This window comes from Halomonas sp. M1, from assembly GCF_029581375.1.
GTDB lineage: Bacteria > Pseudomonadota > Gammaproteobacteria > Pseudomonadales > Halomonadaceae > Vreelandella.
In genome coordinates this window covers 1,099,680-1,116,709 of record NZ_CP121119.1, presented here as the reverse complement: position 1 = coordinate 1,116,709, position 17,030 = coordinate 1,099,680, and the positions used below count along the sequence as shown (strand labels likewise).

Here is a 17,030-nt window from a genome sequence, read left to right as displayed (position 1 = left end):
AAAATAAATTTTAGTATTAACGAGGTGTGTTTTGAAAAGATTCAAGAAAGCTATAAAGTTAGCAAAGGATGTATACTCTTTTACAGATTTAAAAACCAAAAATAATATGTCAGTTGAGCTGGTTGGAAGTAATTGGACTAGTAGGCCGGATTTGCCCGTCGCTATTTTGTATGGATTTAACCCTTGGAAACGTCAATATGCAAGCCAATACTTAAAAGAGTACAGAACAGCCTTTGTAAAGGGGAAGTCCTCCTTCTTTAGAGTAAAAAAGACCTTTATAAATTATTTGCCTGAAAATACGGAAATAGCCTTTATAGGATGGAGTAAAAAATTACCTAGGACTTACTATCTTTATTCAAAATTTCAAGAGAGAAAGGCAAGAAAAAAAATAAAAGTCGGTTATATTGAAGATGGTTTCTTACGTTCTATTGGTTCCGGCCTGCTACATACTAAGCCATGTTCTTTAGCAGTCGACTGGAAAGGCATGCATTTTGACTCCCGTGTTGAAACTGACCTTGAGTGTTTGTTAAAAGAATATAGCCTTTCAGATGAGGAGTTGCAAAAGGCAGAAAGCTTTTTAGATTTATTTAAAAATGCCAGGCTTACAAAATATTACAATCCTAAGCCTTATGATAAAAAAAATGGTTTTGAAAAAAAACGACGTCACGCAGTTCTTGTTTTAGGGCAAGTTGAAGATGATGCGTCTGTATTAAATAGTGCGAGTAAAGTGAAAAGCAACGCTAGTTTGATTGCAAAAGCTGTTGAGGAAAATCCGAATTCAGATATATTTTACCGGCCTCATCCAGATTACTATTATGGTACAAGAAAAGGTAAGAAGATAAAAAAAGAACTTCTATCATTGTGTGCAATAATTCCGCCTGACTCTAGTCTGTATGAAGTTTTCGAACAGGTAGATACGGTTTATACTATTTCTTCTTTGAGCGGCTTTGAAGCCCTCATTTTTGGTTTGGATGTTAAGGTTTTTGGGGCTCCATTTTACTCTGGTTGGGGGCTGACTAATGATGAAGTAGTAATCAATAGGCGTAATAAAGAATTAAGTCTTGAAGAAATCTTTTATATATCATATTTCATTTATCCTCGTTATATGGGGTTGGAGACAGATAGTTTTATAGAGTTTGAAGATTTGATAAGTGAGTTTTTAGTTGAGAGCTTAAAGCACGAGCGGATTTTTGATCTTAAAAATAACAAGCTCTATCGGAATGCACTAAAAAGCGCAGGTAGTAGACAGCTGAGTGTTTCGTTTAAGGTTCTTAAGTATATTGTGGATACAGATGCTTTCTCGGCTGCTAATGTCGAAGAAGTAATGGGCATTATTGAAGCTGGTGTGGTTGGAAAATCTTATTTGTACGGATATAGCCAGATTAGCGTTATTCTATTAAATTCAGCAAATTATAGCTGTTTGGTTGAATATACTAATCGATGCCTTACTTATATTGCTGTAAATATAGATTTTCATAAAAAAGATATTGCTTTAATTAGTAGCTTTTTCTATGCATTAACTATTGTGATCTATAGAACACGTGGCAGGCCTCTTTCTCAAATTCCGGATATAAATCTTGAGTTAATTGATAGTATTATTTTTTCTGATAACTCAGAGGATATTTTAGTAAATTATTTTAAATGCCTAATAGCAAACTTACAGTATGGTCAAGCAGAAAGTTTGTTGGATGCTGTTTATCAAAACAAGCGATGCGAAAATAACATTTTATTACCAGCTAAAGATCTTGAAGATAAGATTAAGCATCAATTCTTTTTTAAGTTTAATCAGGGTGCGCTTAAAAAGATGCTAACTGCGCTTAATGTGAAGCCTGGAAGGTCAGAAAGAGATTACGTTGCTAGGCATAGACTCTTAGAAAGAGTAGCATCATTGTATGGAGCAGATCTCAATGAAAAATTTCGAACGAATCTTGACTTTGTTTTGAACAATATTTTGGTAGATCTTTCTCGCAGTAATTACTTTGGTGTTAAAAGTAATATTGAGGATATTCATAAAATAGCTAACATTGTTCATGCAGAAGGTGAAAAGATAAGCTCATTTTCCAAAAAAAGGTTGAATCATTTAACTTATCTTGCAGATATCGTGGCTAATTCTGGCAAGGTTGATATAGCTAAAAAATTCCTGTCGCTATTTAAGGTTAAAGGCAAGGTTTCATTGGCTCTATTTGAGTTGAAGTTGAGAAAGTTTGAAGGTGATGCAGGCGAGTTTTATAAGTACTATGATTTGCTTAGTAATGATTTAAAAAATGACCCAAGAGTCATAGGCATTAATGCTCTTTTTTTAAGGGAGAAAGGTTTATTGGTTGAGTCGTGTGAGCAGTACCGGGTGTTAGAAAAAAAACCTGGCACTATTGTTAAAAAGTTGGGTACTAGGCTAAACCTTGATAAGGTAAATTTTTGTATTCAATCTAGCGATTATTTAAACTCTATACCCCAGCCTAAAATACCTAAGGGCGTTGTTATTATTGGTTCTCATACGTGCTTTAATACGCTGGCAATGATGCTGCCTAGCTATATTGAGCTTAAGAAGAAAGGGTATGCTATCATTAATCTCACCAGTGGTATGACGGAAAATCAGCCTACCGGCATAGAGGCTATCGATAGATTTTCAGGTATTATTCCCATGAGCTTTAATCATTTTGATCTCCACTATGACTGGCTTGTAGATTGGGAGAAAAAAAATGTAATGGCAAATGGGATTAATTTTTATCAAGGGTTTTATGAGAATTTATCAAATCACTCTAGAAGATATTTTGTGGATATAAATGTTCCTAGTATTCATAGTGTTTTCGTTGAAAGATTATATCAGTGTGATTTGTATTTAAAAGTGTGTGATGATGTTTATACTTCTTTAGTGAAGAAAGGTATTCCAGTCGCTCTTGTGTCTGGTAATAGTCATGTTGTTCCTTATTGCGTTATGCGAGATTTTGCAAGAGAGAAGAATGATCCTAACTTGAGCTTTATAAACTGCAACGTGGCGTATGAAGCTTATTTTTCAAATCTGGGAAGTAAATTTGCTAATACGATGTGTGTCACTGATATGACTCTTTATCCCAATATTAGGGCTCCCTTTATGGCTCGAAAGGATAAGTTTGATATTTGGTATGATGAGAATAAGGATAATGCTGAGTATTTAGAAAAGGCAAGTTCGCTCATTAAAGTTAATCGTGTTGGGTCTAGTGATGATGTTAAAGAGCTAGAAGTCTTAGATGTTATTCGACGAGCAAAAGAAGAAGGTAAAAAAATAGTTTGTGCTTTTGGAAAAGTACCAGTGGATTTGAATGTTCCCTACGATGGCGGTCCAGCACATCAAGATATGGCAGATTGGATTACTCATACTGTTGAAGTGGTAGCTAAATCAAATGATATTTTATTGCTTGTTAAACCACATCCTCATGAGCTTAGGCCTGAAATAGCGCTTGATTTGGTAGAAACATTTGCTGATTTAATTAAGGTGGATATTCCAGAAAATGTTTTAGTTTTAGGGCATAAGGATATAAACGGACACGCGTTAGCCCCCTACCTTGATCTTGCGCTATTATATAATGGTTCAAGTGCTTTAGAGCTGACTGCACAAGGTGTGCCAGTAATGTTAACTTCCTATTTTGGACGTTACGACTACCCTGTTGACCTTTGTTACCCATCCTCAAGAAGTAATTATGAACAATATCTTTTAGATGGCAATTACTTGTCGCCTGCTCATGAAACACGAAAAAAATCAGCTTTTTTGATGTGTTATTTAGGTACAGAAGAAGTGTCAACTATCAATCAATATTCACTAAGGCCGCTTACAAATGATGGCATTGGAATTCCTAAGTGGCGAAAGGAGAAAATGAACAATCTTTTAATTCATGGGGATGTTGCTATGGAAAGAATTGCAGACCAAGTTGTAGAGAAATTCGAAATTAAACCAAGTCTTTAGGAGTTAGAAAATGTTAAAAAATTCAACAATCCTTATTACAGGTGGTACTGGTTCTTTTGGCCATAAGTTTGTGCCCATGGTGCTTGAGAAATATAACCCTAAAAAAGTTATTATCTACTCGCGTGATGAGATGAAGCAGTGGGAAATGGCGAAGCTATTTAACGGAGATGAGCGAGTCCGCTTCTTTATTGGGGATGTCCGTGACCGTGACCGGATGTACCGTGCACTAGACGGCGTTGACTATGTTGTACATGCCGCTGCTACTAAAATTGTTCCTACCGCTGAATACAACCCATTTGAGTGTGTAAAAACGAATGTAATGGGCGCAATGAACCTAATTGATGCCTGTATTGATAAAGGCGTGAAACGAGTAGTTGCACTCTCTACTGATAAAGCGAGCAGCCCGATTAACTTATACGGTGCTACTAAGCTTACATCAGACAAATTGTTTGTAGCTGGTAACTCCTACGCTGGCGGTCATGATACTCGTTTTGCCGTCGTTCGTTACGGTAACGTAATGGGGTCTAGGGGTTCAGTGATTCCTTTCTTCATGTCTATTCGTGATAAAGGCGTATTACCCATCACTGATGAGCGTATGACCCGCTTCATGATTTCTTTAGAAGAAGGTGTAGAATTAGTGTGGCACGCCTTTGAAGATATGGAAGGAGGCGAAATCTACGTTAAAAAAATACCTTCTATGAAAGTAACGGATCTTGCCAAGGTCGTAGCTCCTGCAGCTAGGCAAGAGGTGGTTGGTATTCGCCCGGGTGAAAAACTCCATGAGCAGATGATCAGTCCAGAAGACTCGTACTATACCTACGAATATTCCGAGCACTTTAAAATTCTGCCCACGATTAATAATTGGGGCTCCTGTGAGCACCGAATTAAAAATGGTAAGAAGGTAGCTGAAGGCTTTGAATATTCCAGTGATAATAATACACAATGGATGTCGGATGAGGCTTTAGCAGAGTGGATTGAATATAACCGAGATAAAATTGGAGCTATCTAAAATGATACCTTACGGTCGGCAAGACATCACTCAGGATGACATTGATTCTGTTATTAATGTGCTGACTTCTGACTTTTTAACACAGGGGCCGGTAGTGCCCCTATTTGAACAGTCAGTTGCAAAACATGTGGGTGCAAAACATGCATTAGCAGTCAATAGCGCTACTTCTGCCTTGCACATTGCCTGTCTTGCATTAGGTTTAGATAAAGGTGACTGGCTTTGGACCTCGCCGGTTACGTTTGTGGCCTCTGCTAACTGTGGCCTTTACTGTGGCGCCAATGTTGATTTTGTCGATATAGACCCCTGCACTTACAACCTTTGCCCTAAAGCACTTGAAGTCAAGCTCGAACAAGCCGAGCAAGAAGGGCGATTGCCTAAAGTGGTTGTTGCGGTTCACTTATGCGGGCAACCGTGTGAGATGCAGCCAATCCACGACCTCAGCCAGCGCTATGGCTTTCGTATTATTGAAGATGCCTCTCATGCTATTGGTGGTAAGTATCAAGGCGAGTACATAGGTAATGGTCGCTACAGCGATATTACAGTATTTAGCTTCCACCCGGTGAAGATCATTACTACCGCCGAAGGAGGTATGGCACTTACTAATGATGAGAAGTTGGCCCGCCATATGGACCTGCTGCGTAGTCATGGAGTAACGCGAGACCCTGCTCTAATGACCCGCGAAGCTGATGGTCCCTGGTACTACCAACAGGTTGATCTTGGCTTCAACTACCGAATGACTGAATTACAGGGTGCATTAGGCCTTTCTCAGCTAAGCCGACTAGATGATTATGTTGCCCGTCGCAACGCATTGGCTGAATGCTATGATGTTGCGCTTGCTAAGCTACCCGTTATCACTCCTAGCCAGCATCCAGACAGCTATTCTGGCCGTCATCTTTATGTTATTCGGTTAAAGTGTGATGAAATCCGACTAACGCATCGGCAGGTGTTTGAAGCGCTACGCGAGCAAGGTATCGGTGTTAATCTGCACTATATCCCAGTTCATACGCAGCCCTACTATGAGCAGTTAGGTTTTTGTGAGGGTGATTTCCCAGAGGCAGAACGTTATTACGCTGAAGCAATCAGCTTGCCTCTTTACCCTGCAATGAATGAAGGGCAGCAGGAGCAAGTAGTCTCAGTACTTCAGGCAATTTTGGAGCAGGTATGACAACGACTGCCCCCAATGATGCAGTGGCAATAATTCCCGCTCGAGGCGGTAGTAAGCGTATTCCGCGCAAAAATATTCGCGAATTTGCAGGCAAGCCAATGATTGCCTGGTCTATAAAGGCCGCATTGGCGAGCGGTTGTTTTTCGCGGGTGATTGTTTCCACCGATGACGATGAAATTGCTGCAATGGCCGAAGCACAAGGCGCTAGCGTACCGTTTCGTCGTCCAGCCGTGCTCTCCGACGATTATACGGGCACTATCCCAGTAGTTGCCCATGCAATTGAATGGCTGGCGGAACAGGGAGAAGCACCAAAAGCCGTATGCTGTCTCTATGCTACGGCACCCTTTGTACAGCCTGAAGACCTGTTTGCAGGCATGAAGGCACTGCAAGAGAACGATGTAGACTATGCCTTCTCCGTAACCAGCTACGCTTTTCCTATTCAGCGGGCCTTGCGCCTCACCAGCGAAGGGCGGATTGCTATGTTTCAGCCGGAGTACTTCACCACCCGCTCCCAGGATCTTGACGAAGCGTGGCACGATGCCGGTCAATTCTACTGGGGGCGCGCCGACGCATGGCAACGTGGTTCCCCCATTTTCAGCCAACGTGCAGTACCTGTAGCGCTGCCACGCCACCGGGTGCAGGACATAGACACACCAGAAGACTGGCATCGTGCCGAATGGCTGTTCAAAGCTTGGCAGGCTGAGAAACAGGCGGCTCAAAAGGGTCATATATGAAAGGATCAGGCATGAAAGGGGTAAGCCTGAACGAGTTAGGCCGAGAAAAGATAAGTAACAATAGTTCCATACCTCATTCCCCTGCTAGTGTGGTTGTCTTTCGCGCAGATGCCTCTCTGGATATAGGTAGTGGGCATATTATGCGCTGCTTAACGCTAGCCGATTCCCTTGTAGAAAGGGGAGTAGAATGCCACTTTATATGCCGTGAACACCAAGGTCATTTAATTGAGGCGATTACAGCACGCGATATAGTGGTACATCGCTTGCCAATAAACGAACTTGAGAATGGCGCTGTATCTGAGCCGCAAGCGGGGGATATCTCCCATGCTCAGTGGCTAGGGGCTAGCTGGCAGCAAGATGCCGCGGCCTCCCGCCCGCTGATAGAGCAGCTTAAGCCAGACTGGTTGGTGGTGGATCACTACGCCCTAGATGCTCGCTGGCAAGATGCTGTACTGCCTAGTGGTTGCCATACTGGGGCTAAGTTGCTGGTGATTGATGATTTGGCTGATCGCCCGCATCGTGCTGATCTGCTGCTTGATCAGAACTTAGGGCGTAAGTCGAGCGATTATGCATCGTTGGTACCCATGCAGTGCCGCATGCTGATCGGCGCCCACTACGCTTTGCTGCGCCCAGAGTTTGCCGAACTGCGCAGCTGGAGCCTAGCGCGTCGACGTAATGCACGATTTAAGCGGTTATTGATCAGTTTAGGAGGTGTGGATAAAGACAATGCCACCGGCCAGCTTCTAGAGGCGCTTAATAAGTGTGATTTACCCAGTGATATTCAAATAAGCGTGGTAATGGGGGCTACTGCCCCCTGGCAAGAAACAGTCAAAAAACAGGCAGAAAGCATGCACTGGCCCACCGAGGTAGTGGTGAATGTTAGCGATATGGCACGCCGCATGGCCGAGGCGGATATTGCCATTGGCGCAGCGGGCAGCACCTCTTGGGAGCGTTGCTGCCTGGGTCTTCCCACCCTAATGTTAGTGTTGGCGGAAAATCAACAACCCATTGCGCAGGCGCTTGAAAAAGCGGGTGTTGCTATCTGCCTAGGAACACCTGACCAGCTTGACGGATTGGCATGCGAGCTCGCTGCCCTTCAACAACCTGGCAACCTGCAAGCCATGTCTAATGTCGCGGCAAGGGCGACTGCAGGTGAGGGTGTAGCCACTTTATGTTATGCCATGTTTCCGCAGGAGGCAGCGCAATGAACACTTTCGCAAGCTTGGCAGTAACGCTTAGGCCGGTTATAGAATCAGACCTCGCCATTGTGCGGTTTTGGCGCAACCATCCAGATGTTCGCAGTTATATGTACACGCAGCATGAGATTAGTGAGGCCGAACATAGCGCTTGGTTTAAGCGTTCTCAAGTCAATCTATTTCGCCACCTGTTATTAGCAGAACGGGATGGTCAGCCGTTCGGCTTCGTGAATATTGAACAAGTCGATGTCGATGCTAAGAGAGCTGAGTGGGGGTTTTATCTTGCACCTGAATCTCCCAAAGGAAGTGGCCAGGCGTTGGGGCTTGCTGCATTAACCTACGCTTTTGGTACCCTAGCCCAGCACAAGTTATGTGGTGAAGCGCTAGCCAGCAATCAACGCTCGCGGCGTTTTCACGAACGCCTAGGCTTCACCGCAGAAGCCCACTTACGCGATCATCACTTTGATGGACACACCTACCACGATGTCATTGGCTATGGTCTGCTCCGTAGTGAATGGCAAGCTCATCAAGGAGCCTATGTTCTATGACAACTCCCGTTATTAAGATTGCTGGCCGTCGTATTGCCGCCGATCAGCCACCCTATGTGATTGCTGAGCTTTCAGCTAATCACAATGGCAAGCTAGAAACAGCCATGCGCATCATCGAAGAAGCTGCTAAAGCAGGTGCGGATGCCGTTAAGCTGCAAACCTATCGACCAGATACCATTACCCTCAACTGTAATAGCGACGATTTTAAAATAAAGGGTGGTCTTTGGGATGGGCGCACACTTTATGAGCTTTATGAAGAAGCTCACATGCCGTGGGATTGGCACAAGCCACTTTTTGAGTATGCCCAAGAGTTAGGCGTCACGATCTTCAGCTCGCCTTTCGATTCTACCGCTGTGGATATGTTGGAAGAGCTCGGTGCACCAGCCTATAAAATAGCCTCTTTTGAAGCTATTGATTTACCGCTGATCGAATATGTGGCTAGAACTGGAAAGCCGATGATTATCTCCACTGGCATGGCCAATGCGGAAGAAATTCAGCAAGCTATTGACGCGGCAAAAGGAGCCGGCTGTAAAGAGCTAGCGATTCTTCACTGCGTCAGTGGCTACCCAGCACCACCAGAAGACTACAACCTAAAAACCATTCCCGATATGGTTAAAAGCTTCGGGCTTGTCACCGGTCTTTCTGACCATACAGTTGATAACACTACCGCTATAACTAGCGTAGCGTTGGGCGCCAGCCTAATAGAAAAGCACTTCACGCTAAACCGCAATGGAGGTGGGCCTGACGACAGCTTTTCACTTGAACCCGCTGAGCTTGCAGCACTATGTCGTGACACGAAGACAGCTTGGCAGGCACTTGGAAGTGTTGACTACGGCAGGAAGTCCAGCGAGCAGGGGAATGTCCAATTTCGCCGCTCACTTTACTTTGTTAAAGACTTAAAGGCGGGTGATATTATTACTGAAGATTCTATTAGAAGTGTTAGACCGGGCTATGGCTTGCCGCCTAAGTACCTCCATAGCCTCATTGGTAAGAAGGTGTCCTGTGATGTTGAGCTAAATACACCAGTTAAAGCGTCTTCCATTACTAACTAACGAGATTTTTATGTGCGGCATTGTTGGCGCGGTTAGCGCAAAGGATAGCACTCCTTTTCTACTTAAAGGACTAGCAACGTTGGAATACCGCGGCTACGATTCTGCGGGGTTGGCGTTATTAACCAGTGATGGTGTGAGTGGTTTGCAACGGGCACGTTCTAAAGGGCGTGTAGCTGAACTGGCAACTCTGGTAAAACAGCAGACATTCAGCGGCAATATTGGCATTGCTCACACTCGTTGGGCGACTCATGGTGTTCCCGCGGAGCGCAATGCCCATCCGCATATTTCTGGCAAGTTGGCTTTGGTGCACAACGGCATTATTGAAAACTACGAGTCTCTGCGTGAGCAGCTTCAAGGCCTTGGGTATGTGTTCACCTCGGATACCGACACAGAAACCATTGTCCATCTGATTCAAGCCTGCTTTAAGGGCCTAATTGGCGAACCCGCTGAAAACCTATTTTCTGCTGTGCAGTGTGCCGTTGTCCACCTGAAGGGCGCGTTTGCGTTAGCGGTAATTAGTGAGGAAGAGCCGGATTGCCTAGTGGTTGCCCGTGAAGGCTCCCCGTTAATGCTGGGCGTAGCGGAAGATGGCTACTACGCCGCCTCCGATGCCTCTGCGCTGCTCTCTGTCACCAAGCGCATGATGTATCTGGAAAACGGCGATGTAGCTCGTTTGAGCCGCGATGCGGTACTAGTGGTCGATGGTATCGGCCAGATGGTCGAACGCGCTATTGTAACGTCTAGCCTGAACGCTAACGCGGTCGAGTTGGGCGATTACAGCCACTACATGCAGAAGGAAATCTTCGAGCAGCCGCAGGCGCTCAGCAACACGCTGGAAATGATTAGTGGGGCAGGGCAGTTGCAGCCCGGTATTTTTGGTGCGGAAGCCGCTGAGATTTTCCAGCAGGTGGATTCGGTACTGATCCTGGCGTGTGGTACCTCTAGCTATGCGGGGATGACCGCGAAGTACTGGATTGAGCAGGTCGCGGGCATTCCCTGTAACGTAGAAATCGCCAGCGAATACCGCTATCGCCAAAGCGTTCCAAACCCCGACCAATTGGTGGTGGTGATTTCTCAATCTGGTGAAACCGCCGATACGCTAGCCGCGCTACACCATGCCAAGGTTCAGGGGCATAACTGCACCTTGGCGATATGCAACGTTCCAGAGTCGGCCATCATGCGTGAAACCGCCCTGCGCTTTATCACCCGCGCAGGGCCTGAAATTGGTGTGGCGTCTACCAAAGCGTTCACTACCCAGCTAAGCGCGCTGTTTTTGCTAACATTGTTACTCGCCAAGGTTAAACAGCGTTTAAGCGCTGAAGATGAAAAAGTCTATTTAGATGAGCTGCGTCACTTGCCCATCGCCGTGGATAAAGTGCTGGCGTTAGAGCCGAGCATTGAGAAGTGGGCTCAGCACTTTTCCAATAAACAACATGCGCTGTTTTTGGGCCGTGGGCGGCACTATCCTATAGCCTTGGAAGGGGCTCTAAAGCTTAAAGAGATCACCTACATTCATGCCGAAGCCTACCCCGCGGGTGAGTTAAAGCACGGCCCCTTGGCATTGGTTGATTCAGAAATGCCGGTGGTTGTGGTGGCCCCCAATGATGAAATGCTGGAAAAACTTAAAGCCAATATGCAGGAAGTCAGTGCACGTGGCGGCCAGCTTTATGTGTTTGCCGATGGCGGCAGTGCGATGAAGCCCACTGAAGGGGTAAATGTACAGCTTATGCCTGAGCATTACGGGCTGCTTTCTCCTGTGTTGCATGTGGTGGCGCTTCAGTTGCTCTCCTATCATGTGGCCCTGGTAAAGGGTACGGATGTTGATAAGCCTCGTAATCTCGCTAAGAGCGTTACAGTAGAGTAGTGGGATAAAATAGTTAGTGTGCTTTATAGTTTGTATTCGCTACTTAGCTCGATAGTTGCTCACTATATTCAGGCTACTCAAAAACCTTAAGTCAATTATTCACCATCCACCATTGCGGGTTAATTGAATCATGCGTAAATATTTTGGCACAGACGGCGTTCGGGGTCGTGTTGGCGAATTCCCAATGACGCCAGATTTTGCTATGAAATTAGGCTGGGCAGCGGGTCAAGTGTTGGGTGCTGAAGGTGTTAAGGAAGTGCTAATAGGTAAAGATACACGTGCTAGTGGCTATATGCTTGAGTCTGCACTAGAGGCGGGTTTTTCAGCGGCGGGGGTCAACGTTGCACTTGTTGGCCCATTGCCAACGCCTGGAGTTGCCTACTTAACCTCTACTTTTCGCGCGGATGCAGGCGTGGTGATTAGTGCATCTCATAACCCTTTTTATGATAATGGTATTAAGATTTTTGCTCAAGGCGGCAATAAACTTAATGACCAGCAAGAGCAGGAAATTGAGCGCTGGTTACAGGTGGCTATGGATGGCGGCATGACTTGCGTGGATTCGGGTATGCTGGGTAAAGCTCGTCGTGTTGATGATGCCGCTGGGCGTTATACCGAGTATTGTAAGGCTAACCTTCCTAGCGACTTAAGTTTGAGCGGTCTTAAAATTGTGCTGGATTGCGCCAATGGGGCTGCTTATAAAGTGGCACCCGCGGTTTACCGTGAATTAGGTGCTGAGTTGGTATGCATTCACAATAAACCAGACGGTTTAAACATTAATAATGAATGTGGTGCAACGTCTATGCAGAGTCTTTGCGAAGCCGTGTTGGAGCACAAAGCAGATATAGGAATTGCGCTGGATGGTGATGCTGACCGCTTGATGATGGTAGATCATACCGGCTCTGTGGTAGATGGCGATGAGCTTCTTTACTTGTTGGCAAAAGATGCCAAGTCGAGAGGTTATAATGGTGGTGTGATAGGTACTCAAATGAGTAATCTTGGTTTGGAGCATGCGCTTAAGGCATTGCATATACCATTTCAGCGCGCCAAAGTAGGTGATCGGTATGTAATGGAGTTGTTGAAAGAAACAGGGTGGCGGTTGGGTGGCGAAAACTCTGGTCATCTATTGAGTTTAGACTATGCTTCCACAGGAGATGCAATTATTGTATCTTTGCGAGTACTTACTTGTTTGCTTCAACAAGGCACTTCTCTCTTTACAGTTAAGCAAGGTATGCAAAAATTACCGCAGGTTTTAATTAATGTTAAGCTACCTTCTGGTTATCAAACTAACGTAGTGAATTTGCCAGAAGTAAAAAAGGCGGTGCTAGAGGCTGAAGCTGATTTGAAAATTAATGGTCGTGTACTGCTTCGAAATTCTGGAACAGAACCTTTAGTAAGGGTGATGGTGGAGGCTGTAGATAAGCGTGATGCACAAATTGCTGCTCAAAAAGTTGTAGTAGCAATAAATAGATATCTTACTTGATAAAGTAATTCATCTTACCGTGCTAGATTTTTAACTTGCAATTGATTGATTTTAAAGTCTTTTTTGGTTCTGCGTTATGCAGAAACATTATTTTCTTGCCAGCCACCGTGCTGGCTTTTTTTCGTCGATCGCTGGCCTCGGCGAATGTTTTTGTATGTTAGCAGCTGGAGCCATTAATTAATGGTTTAGGTGTTTATTTACAACACAGAAGGAAATTATGCATATGTCGAGTGTTAGTATTGGGAAAGAAGTGTTTCAGGTGCAGGCGCAAGCGTTGGAAGCCGCTGCCACTCGGCTAAATGGCACTTTCACTCAAGCAGTGAATATGATGCTAGAAACGCCTGGTCGGGTGGTGGTAACGGGCATGGGTAAGTCCGGCATTATAGGCAATAAAATAGCTGCTACGCTGGCTTCTACCGGTACGCCCAGTTTTTCTGTTCATCCAGCGGAGGCCTACCATGGCGATTTAGGAATGTTCACTACGACTGATGTGGTCATTCTGATTTCTTACAGTGGTGAGACTGATGAGGTGATTCGCTTGATTCCTTCACTACGCCATTTTGGTGTAAAAACCATAGCTATGGTCGGAAATCCTGACTCTACCCTTGGCCGCCACTGTGATTTAGTGCTGGATGTGTCTGTTGAACGTGAAGCTTGCCCGAACAACTTGGCGCCAACTACGTCTACCACGGTAACATTGGCGATGGGCGATGCGCTGGCAGTAGCGCTAATGGAAAAACGTGATTTTAATCCACAAGATTTTGCGGTATTTCACCCCGGGGGGAGTCTTGGCAAGCGCTTACTGACACGTGTTAAAGATGTGATGCATACAGAACTGCCAATTTGCGCCCCTCAAGATAGTATGAAAGAGGTCATTATGACCATTACCCAAGGTGGATTAGGTATTGCCGTTGTAGTGAGTAATGGCGCTATGCAAGGGGTGATTACCGATGGGGATCTGCGTCGCGCGTTATTTAATCACGACAGCATTGATGGCTTAACCGCCGTCAATGTGATGACCTCCACCCCGCTCTCCGTGAGTGAAACCGACATGTTTACGGATGCCGAAACTATGATGCTCAAGGCCGAAGTAACCTCTCTGCTTGTCGTAGATGCTAGTGGTGTGCTGAGCGGGGTATTAAAGCTGCAAGACGCGGGGCGGCTTGGCTAATCTGCCCATATCCAAGACAGTACGTTCATATTAAAACGCATGGAGTGCCTATGAATATTTTGGTGGTGGGCGGTGCTGGCTATATCGGTGCCCATATGGTCAAGCAGCTAACCTTGGCTGGGCACGTCGTGGTGGTGTTGGATAATCTCTCTACCGGTTTTCGTAGCTTAGTGAAGTATGGCGAGCTGGTAGAAGGCGATATTGCAGATACCGCCTTGTTAGACCAGCTTTTCAGCCAGCAGGTTTTTGACGGTGTGATGAACTTTGCTGCCTGTAGTCTGGTGGGAGAGTCGATGACAAATCCAGGCAAATATTACCGCAATAATGTGTCCAATACGCTGAGCTTGCTCGACGCTATGGTACGGCATGGAGTTAAACATTTTATTTTCTCTTCTACGGCGGCTACCTTTGGCGAACCGGCTTACGTGCCTATTAATGAAGCTCACCCCCAACTGCCGATTAATCCATATGGAGCAAGCAAGTTAATGGTTGAGCGGGTGTTGAAAGACTACCACGCTGCCCATGGCCTAAACTCTATTACTCTGCGCTACTTCAACGCTTGTGGTGCTGACCCCGAAGGGGAGCTTGGAGAGTCTCACAATCCTGAAACTCATTTGATCCCGTTAATTCTTCAGGCGGCATCGGGGCGTAGGGAGGCGATTACGGTATTTGGCCGCGATTATCCCACTGATGATGGCACTTGCGTGCGTGATTATATTCATGTTGAGGACCTCTGTTCTGCCCACGCGTTAGCACTAGAGGCAATTGTTACTGGTAACAAGCAGGGTGCTTTAGGTTATAATCTTGGCAACGGCTTGGGGTATTCTGTGCAAGAGATTATAAATGCTGTGCAGCAGGTAGTCTCGGAAGATGGCTGTTGCGTTAAGGTGAAAGAAAGCCCGCGCCGCGTAGGCGACCCCGCCTGTTTGGTAGCTGATGCAACGCTTGCTAAAGCTGAGTTAGCTTGGAATCCTCAGTATACTGATTTAACTACAATTATCAGTCATGCGTGGGAATGGGAAAAACAGTTGTCTTATTTTTCTTAATTAAATATTTTCGGTATCGTTAGCGTTTAAAGTTATTTCGCAACGTCTATAAAACCAGTATTAAGCCGATTAGCAATTAAAATTTTAATTAAGAAATAGGTAGGGCTAATGGACGCTATCGTCAACGCATTTTTTGATCAAACCCCAGATGCCAACGTGGACAAAGAGCGTGTCGCCTTTGGCACTTCTGGCCATCGAGGGCGCGCTGCTGACCGCACTTTTAACGCAGCGCATATTTTTGCGATTACCCAAGCCGTGGTGGATTACCGTAAAGCGCAAGACTACCAAGGGCCGCTTTTTTTAGGTTTTGATACTCACGCGCTTTCTCGCCCTGCCTGGGAGTCCGCGCTGAGAGTGTTGGCGGCTAACAAGGTGCCCGTATTTGTTGAGAAGCATCACGGCTACACGGCAACACCGCTGGTCAGCCACGCTATTTTGCAGCACAACAGCCTTCAACATCAGGCGATGCCAGGAACGGGCAAAGCCGATGGCCTTATCATTACGCCCTCCCATAACCCTCCAGAAGATGGTGGTATTAAGTACAACCCGGCTCACGGTGGGCCTGCCGATACCGACGCTACAACATGGATTGAGCAGCGTGCTAATGCCTATCTGCTAGGTGAGTTAGGCGAAATGGCGCTGGTTTCGGTTGAAGATGCGCTCGCTCACGCCCAGGAGTATGACTTTACGGCCCATTACGTAGCGCAGCTGGGTAAGGTGGTGGATATGGCGGCTATTCAAAGCGCCAGCCTTACGCTAGGGGTAGACCCCATGGGGGGAACCGCGCTGCCGGTATGGCAAGCGGTCGCTGAGCACTACGGCCTTAATCTTGAGGTAGTCAATACCACGGTAGACGCCAGCTTTAGCTTTATGCCGCCTGATCACGACGGCAAAATTCGTATGGATTGCTCTAGCGCTGCCGCCATGGCCAACCTGCTAAACATTAAAGACCGTTTTGATCTTTCCTTTGGCAACGACCCTGATGCCGACCGCCACGGTATTGTGGACGCCAACGGGTTGATGAATCCTAACCACTTCTTAGCCGTGTGCGTAGATTACTTAATCACCCACCGGCCAGAGTGGGCAGAGACACTTAAGATCGGTAAGACGCTGGTGTCCTCATCCATGATTGACCGGGTGGTCGCCTCCCACGGGCGTGAGCTTTATGAAGTGCCGGTAGGTTTTAAATGGTTCGTGGATGGCCTGCACGAGGGGTGGCTTGCCTTTGGGGGAGAGGAGAGCGCGGGCGCTAGCCTGCTTACCCATGATGGCAAGGCGTGGTCTACCGATAAGGACGGTATTGCGCTGTGCCTATTGGCCGCCGAGATACTGGCGGTTACCGGTAAAACACCGAGCGAGTATTACCGCACCTTAACCGAGCGTTTTGGCGAGCCGTTTTACAAGCGGGTAGATACTACCTGTACCGCTGAAGAAAAAGCCGCTTTCAAACAGTTAAGCGCAGAGAGCGTTACCGAAACCATGCTGGCGGGTGATCCGATCACTGCCGTATTGGTCAACGCCCCTGGTAACGGCGCAGCCATTGGTGGTTTGAAGGTAACGACTGACAATGGCTGGTTTGCGGCCCGCCCCAGCGGCACGGAATCGCTTTACAAAGTGTATGCGGAAAGCTTTAAGGGCCCGCAGCACTTAGATGAACTGATCGAAAGTGCTACCAAGCTGCTTGCGGGTGTGCTGAAAAGCAGTGAATAAGTAATCGGTGAGTGGCATCTTGATGCGAACCACCGCGTCACTGGTCATTGCCTTTGTTTCTATTTTGTAATTTTGTGTTATAAGTGTAAGGGGTCGAGCTAGTTGGCTTGTTGCT

General features: G+C 46.1%; 12 protein-coding genes. All 12 read left to right on the top strand.

Annotated elements, in window-relative coordinates; all coding sequences use genetic code 11:
• Window positions 1-31 precede the first annotated feature (31 nt).
• The 12 genes from P8S54_RS04975 to pgm all read left to right on the top strand — a co-directional run bounded on the left by P8S54_RS04975 (window position 32) and on the right by pgm (window position 16,915).
• Window positions 32-3,940 carry a hypothetical protein gene (locus tag P8S54_RS04975; RefSeq protein WP_281443474.1) on the top strand — a complete coding sequence of 1,303 codons (3,909 nt, stop codon included), beginning with the start codon at window positions 32-34 and terminating at the stop codon, window positions 3,938-3,940.
• A 10-nt stretch (window positions 3,941-3,950) separates the two neighbouring features.
• On the top strand, window positions 3,951-4,949 hold the full coding sequence (gene pseB / locus P8S54_RS04970; RefSeq protein ID WP_281443473.1) for a UDP-N-acetylglucosamine 4,6-dehydratase (inverting): 999 nt from the start codon (window positions 3,951-3,953) through the stop codon (window positions 4,947-4,949).
• Window position 4,950: 1 nt separating this feature from the next.
• Window positions 4,951-6,114: a UDP-4-amino-4,6-dideoxy-N-acetyl-beta-L-altrosamine transaminase gene (gene pseC / locus P8S54_RS04965; RefSeq protein WP_281443472.1), complete on the top strand. Its 1,164-nt coding sequence runs from the start codon at window positions 4,951-4,953 to the stop codon at window positions 6,112-6,114.
• Window positions 6,111-6,848 (top strand): pseudaminic acid cytidylyltransferase, encoded by a 738-nt coding sequence (pseF, locus tag P8S54_RS04960; protein WP_281443471.1) that lies wholly within the window; start codon window positions 6,111-6,113, stop codon window positions 6,846-6,848. The genes pseC and pseF overlap by 4 nt, the downstream gene beginning before the upstream one ends.
• An 11-nt stretch (window positions 6,849-6,859) precedes the next feature.
• Window positions 6,860-8,056, top strand: coding sequence for a UDP-2,4-diacetamido-2,4,6-trideoxy-beta-L-altropyranose hydrolase (gene pseG / locus P8S54_RS04955; RefSeq protein WP_281443470.1), 1,197 nt, complete (start codon window positions 6,860-6,862; stop codon window positions 8,054-8,056).
• Window positions 8,053-8,592 carry a UDP-4-amino-4,6-dideoxy-N-acetyl-beta-L-altrosamine N-acetyltransferase gene (gene pseH, locus P8S54_RS04950; RefSeq protein ID WP_281443469.1) on the top strand — a complete coding sequence of 180 codons (540 nt, stop codon included), beginning with the start codon at window positions 8,053-8,055 and terminating at the stop codon, window positions 8,590-8,592. Before pseG ends, pseH begins: the two co-directional genes overlap by 4 nt.
• Complete coding sequence (gene pseI / locus P8S54_RS04945) at window positions 8,589-9,644, top strand: pseudaminic acid synthase (RefSeq protein WP_281443468.1); 1,056 nt, start codon at window positions 8,589-8,591, stop codon at window positions 9,642-9,644. The genes pseH and pseI overlap by 4 nt, the downstream gene beginning before the upstream one ends.
• Before the next feature lie 10 nt (window positions 9,645-9,654).
• Window positions 9,655-11,508: a glutamine--fructose-6-phosphate transaminase (isomerizing) gene (glmS, locus tag P8S54_RS04940; protein ID WP_281443467.1), complete on the top strand. Its 1,854-nt coding sequence runs from the start codon at window positions 9,655-9,657 to the stop codon at window positions 11,506-11,508.
• Between the two features lie 130 nt (window positions 11,509-11,638).
• Window positions 11,639-12,988 carry a phosphoglucosamine mutase gene (glmM, locus tag P8S54_RS04935; RefSeq protein WP_281443466.1) on the top strand — a complete coding sequence of 450 codons (1,350 nt, stop codon included), beginning with the start codon at window positions 11,639-11,641 and terminating at the stop codon, window positions 12,986-12,988.
• A 223-nt stretch (window positions 12,989-13,211) separates the two neighbouring features.
• Window positions 13,212-14,159, top strand: a complete 948-nt coding sequence (locus P8S54_RS04930; RefSeq protein ID WP_281443465.1) for a KpsF/GutQ family sugar-phosphate isomerase — start codon at window positions 13,212-13,214, stop codon at window positions 14,157-14,159.
• Window positions 14,160-14,209: 50 nt separating this feature from the next.
• Entirely contained in the window at window positions 14,210-15,205 is a 996-nt protein-coding gene (gene galE, locus P8S54_RS04925; protein WP_281443464.1) for a UDP-glucose 4-epimerase GalE, read from the top strand.
• 108 nt (window positions 15,206-15,313) lie between these two features.
• Window positions 15,314-16,915 (top strand): phosphoglucomutase (alpha-D-glucose-1,6-bisphosphate-dependent), encoded by a 1,602-nt coding sequence (pgm, locus tag P8S54_RS04920; protein ID WP_281443463.1) that lies wholly within the window; start codon window positions 15,314-15,316, stop codon window positions 16,913-16,915.
• The last annotated feature ends 115 nt before the right edge of the window (window positions 16,916-17,030 follow it).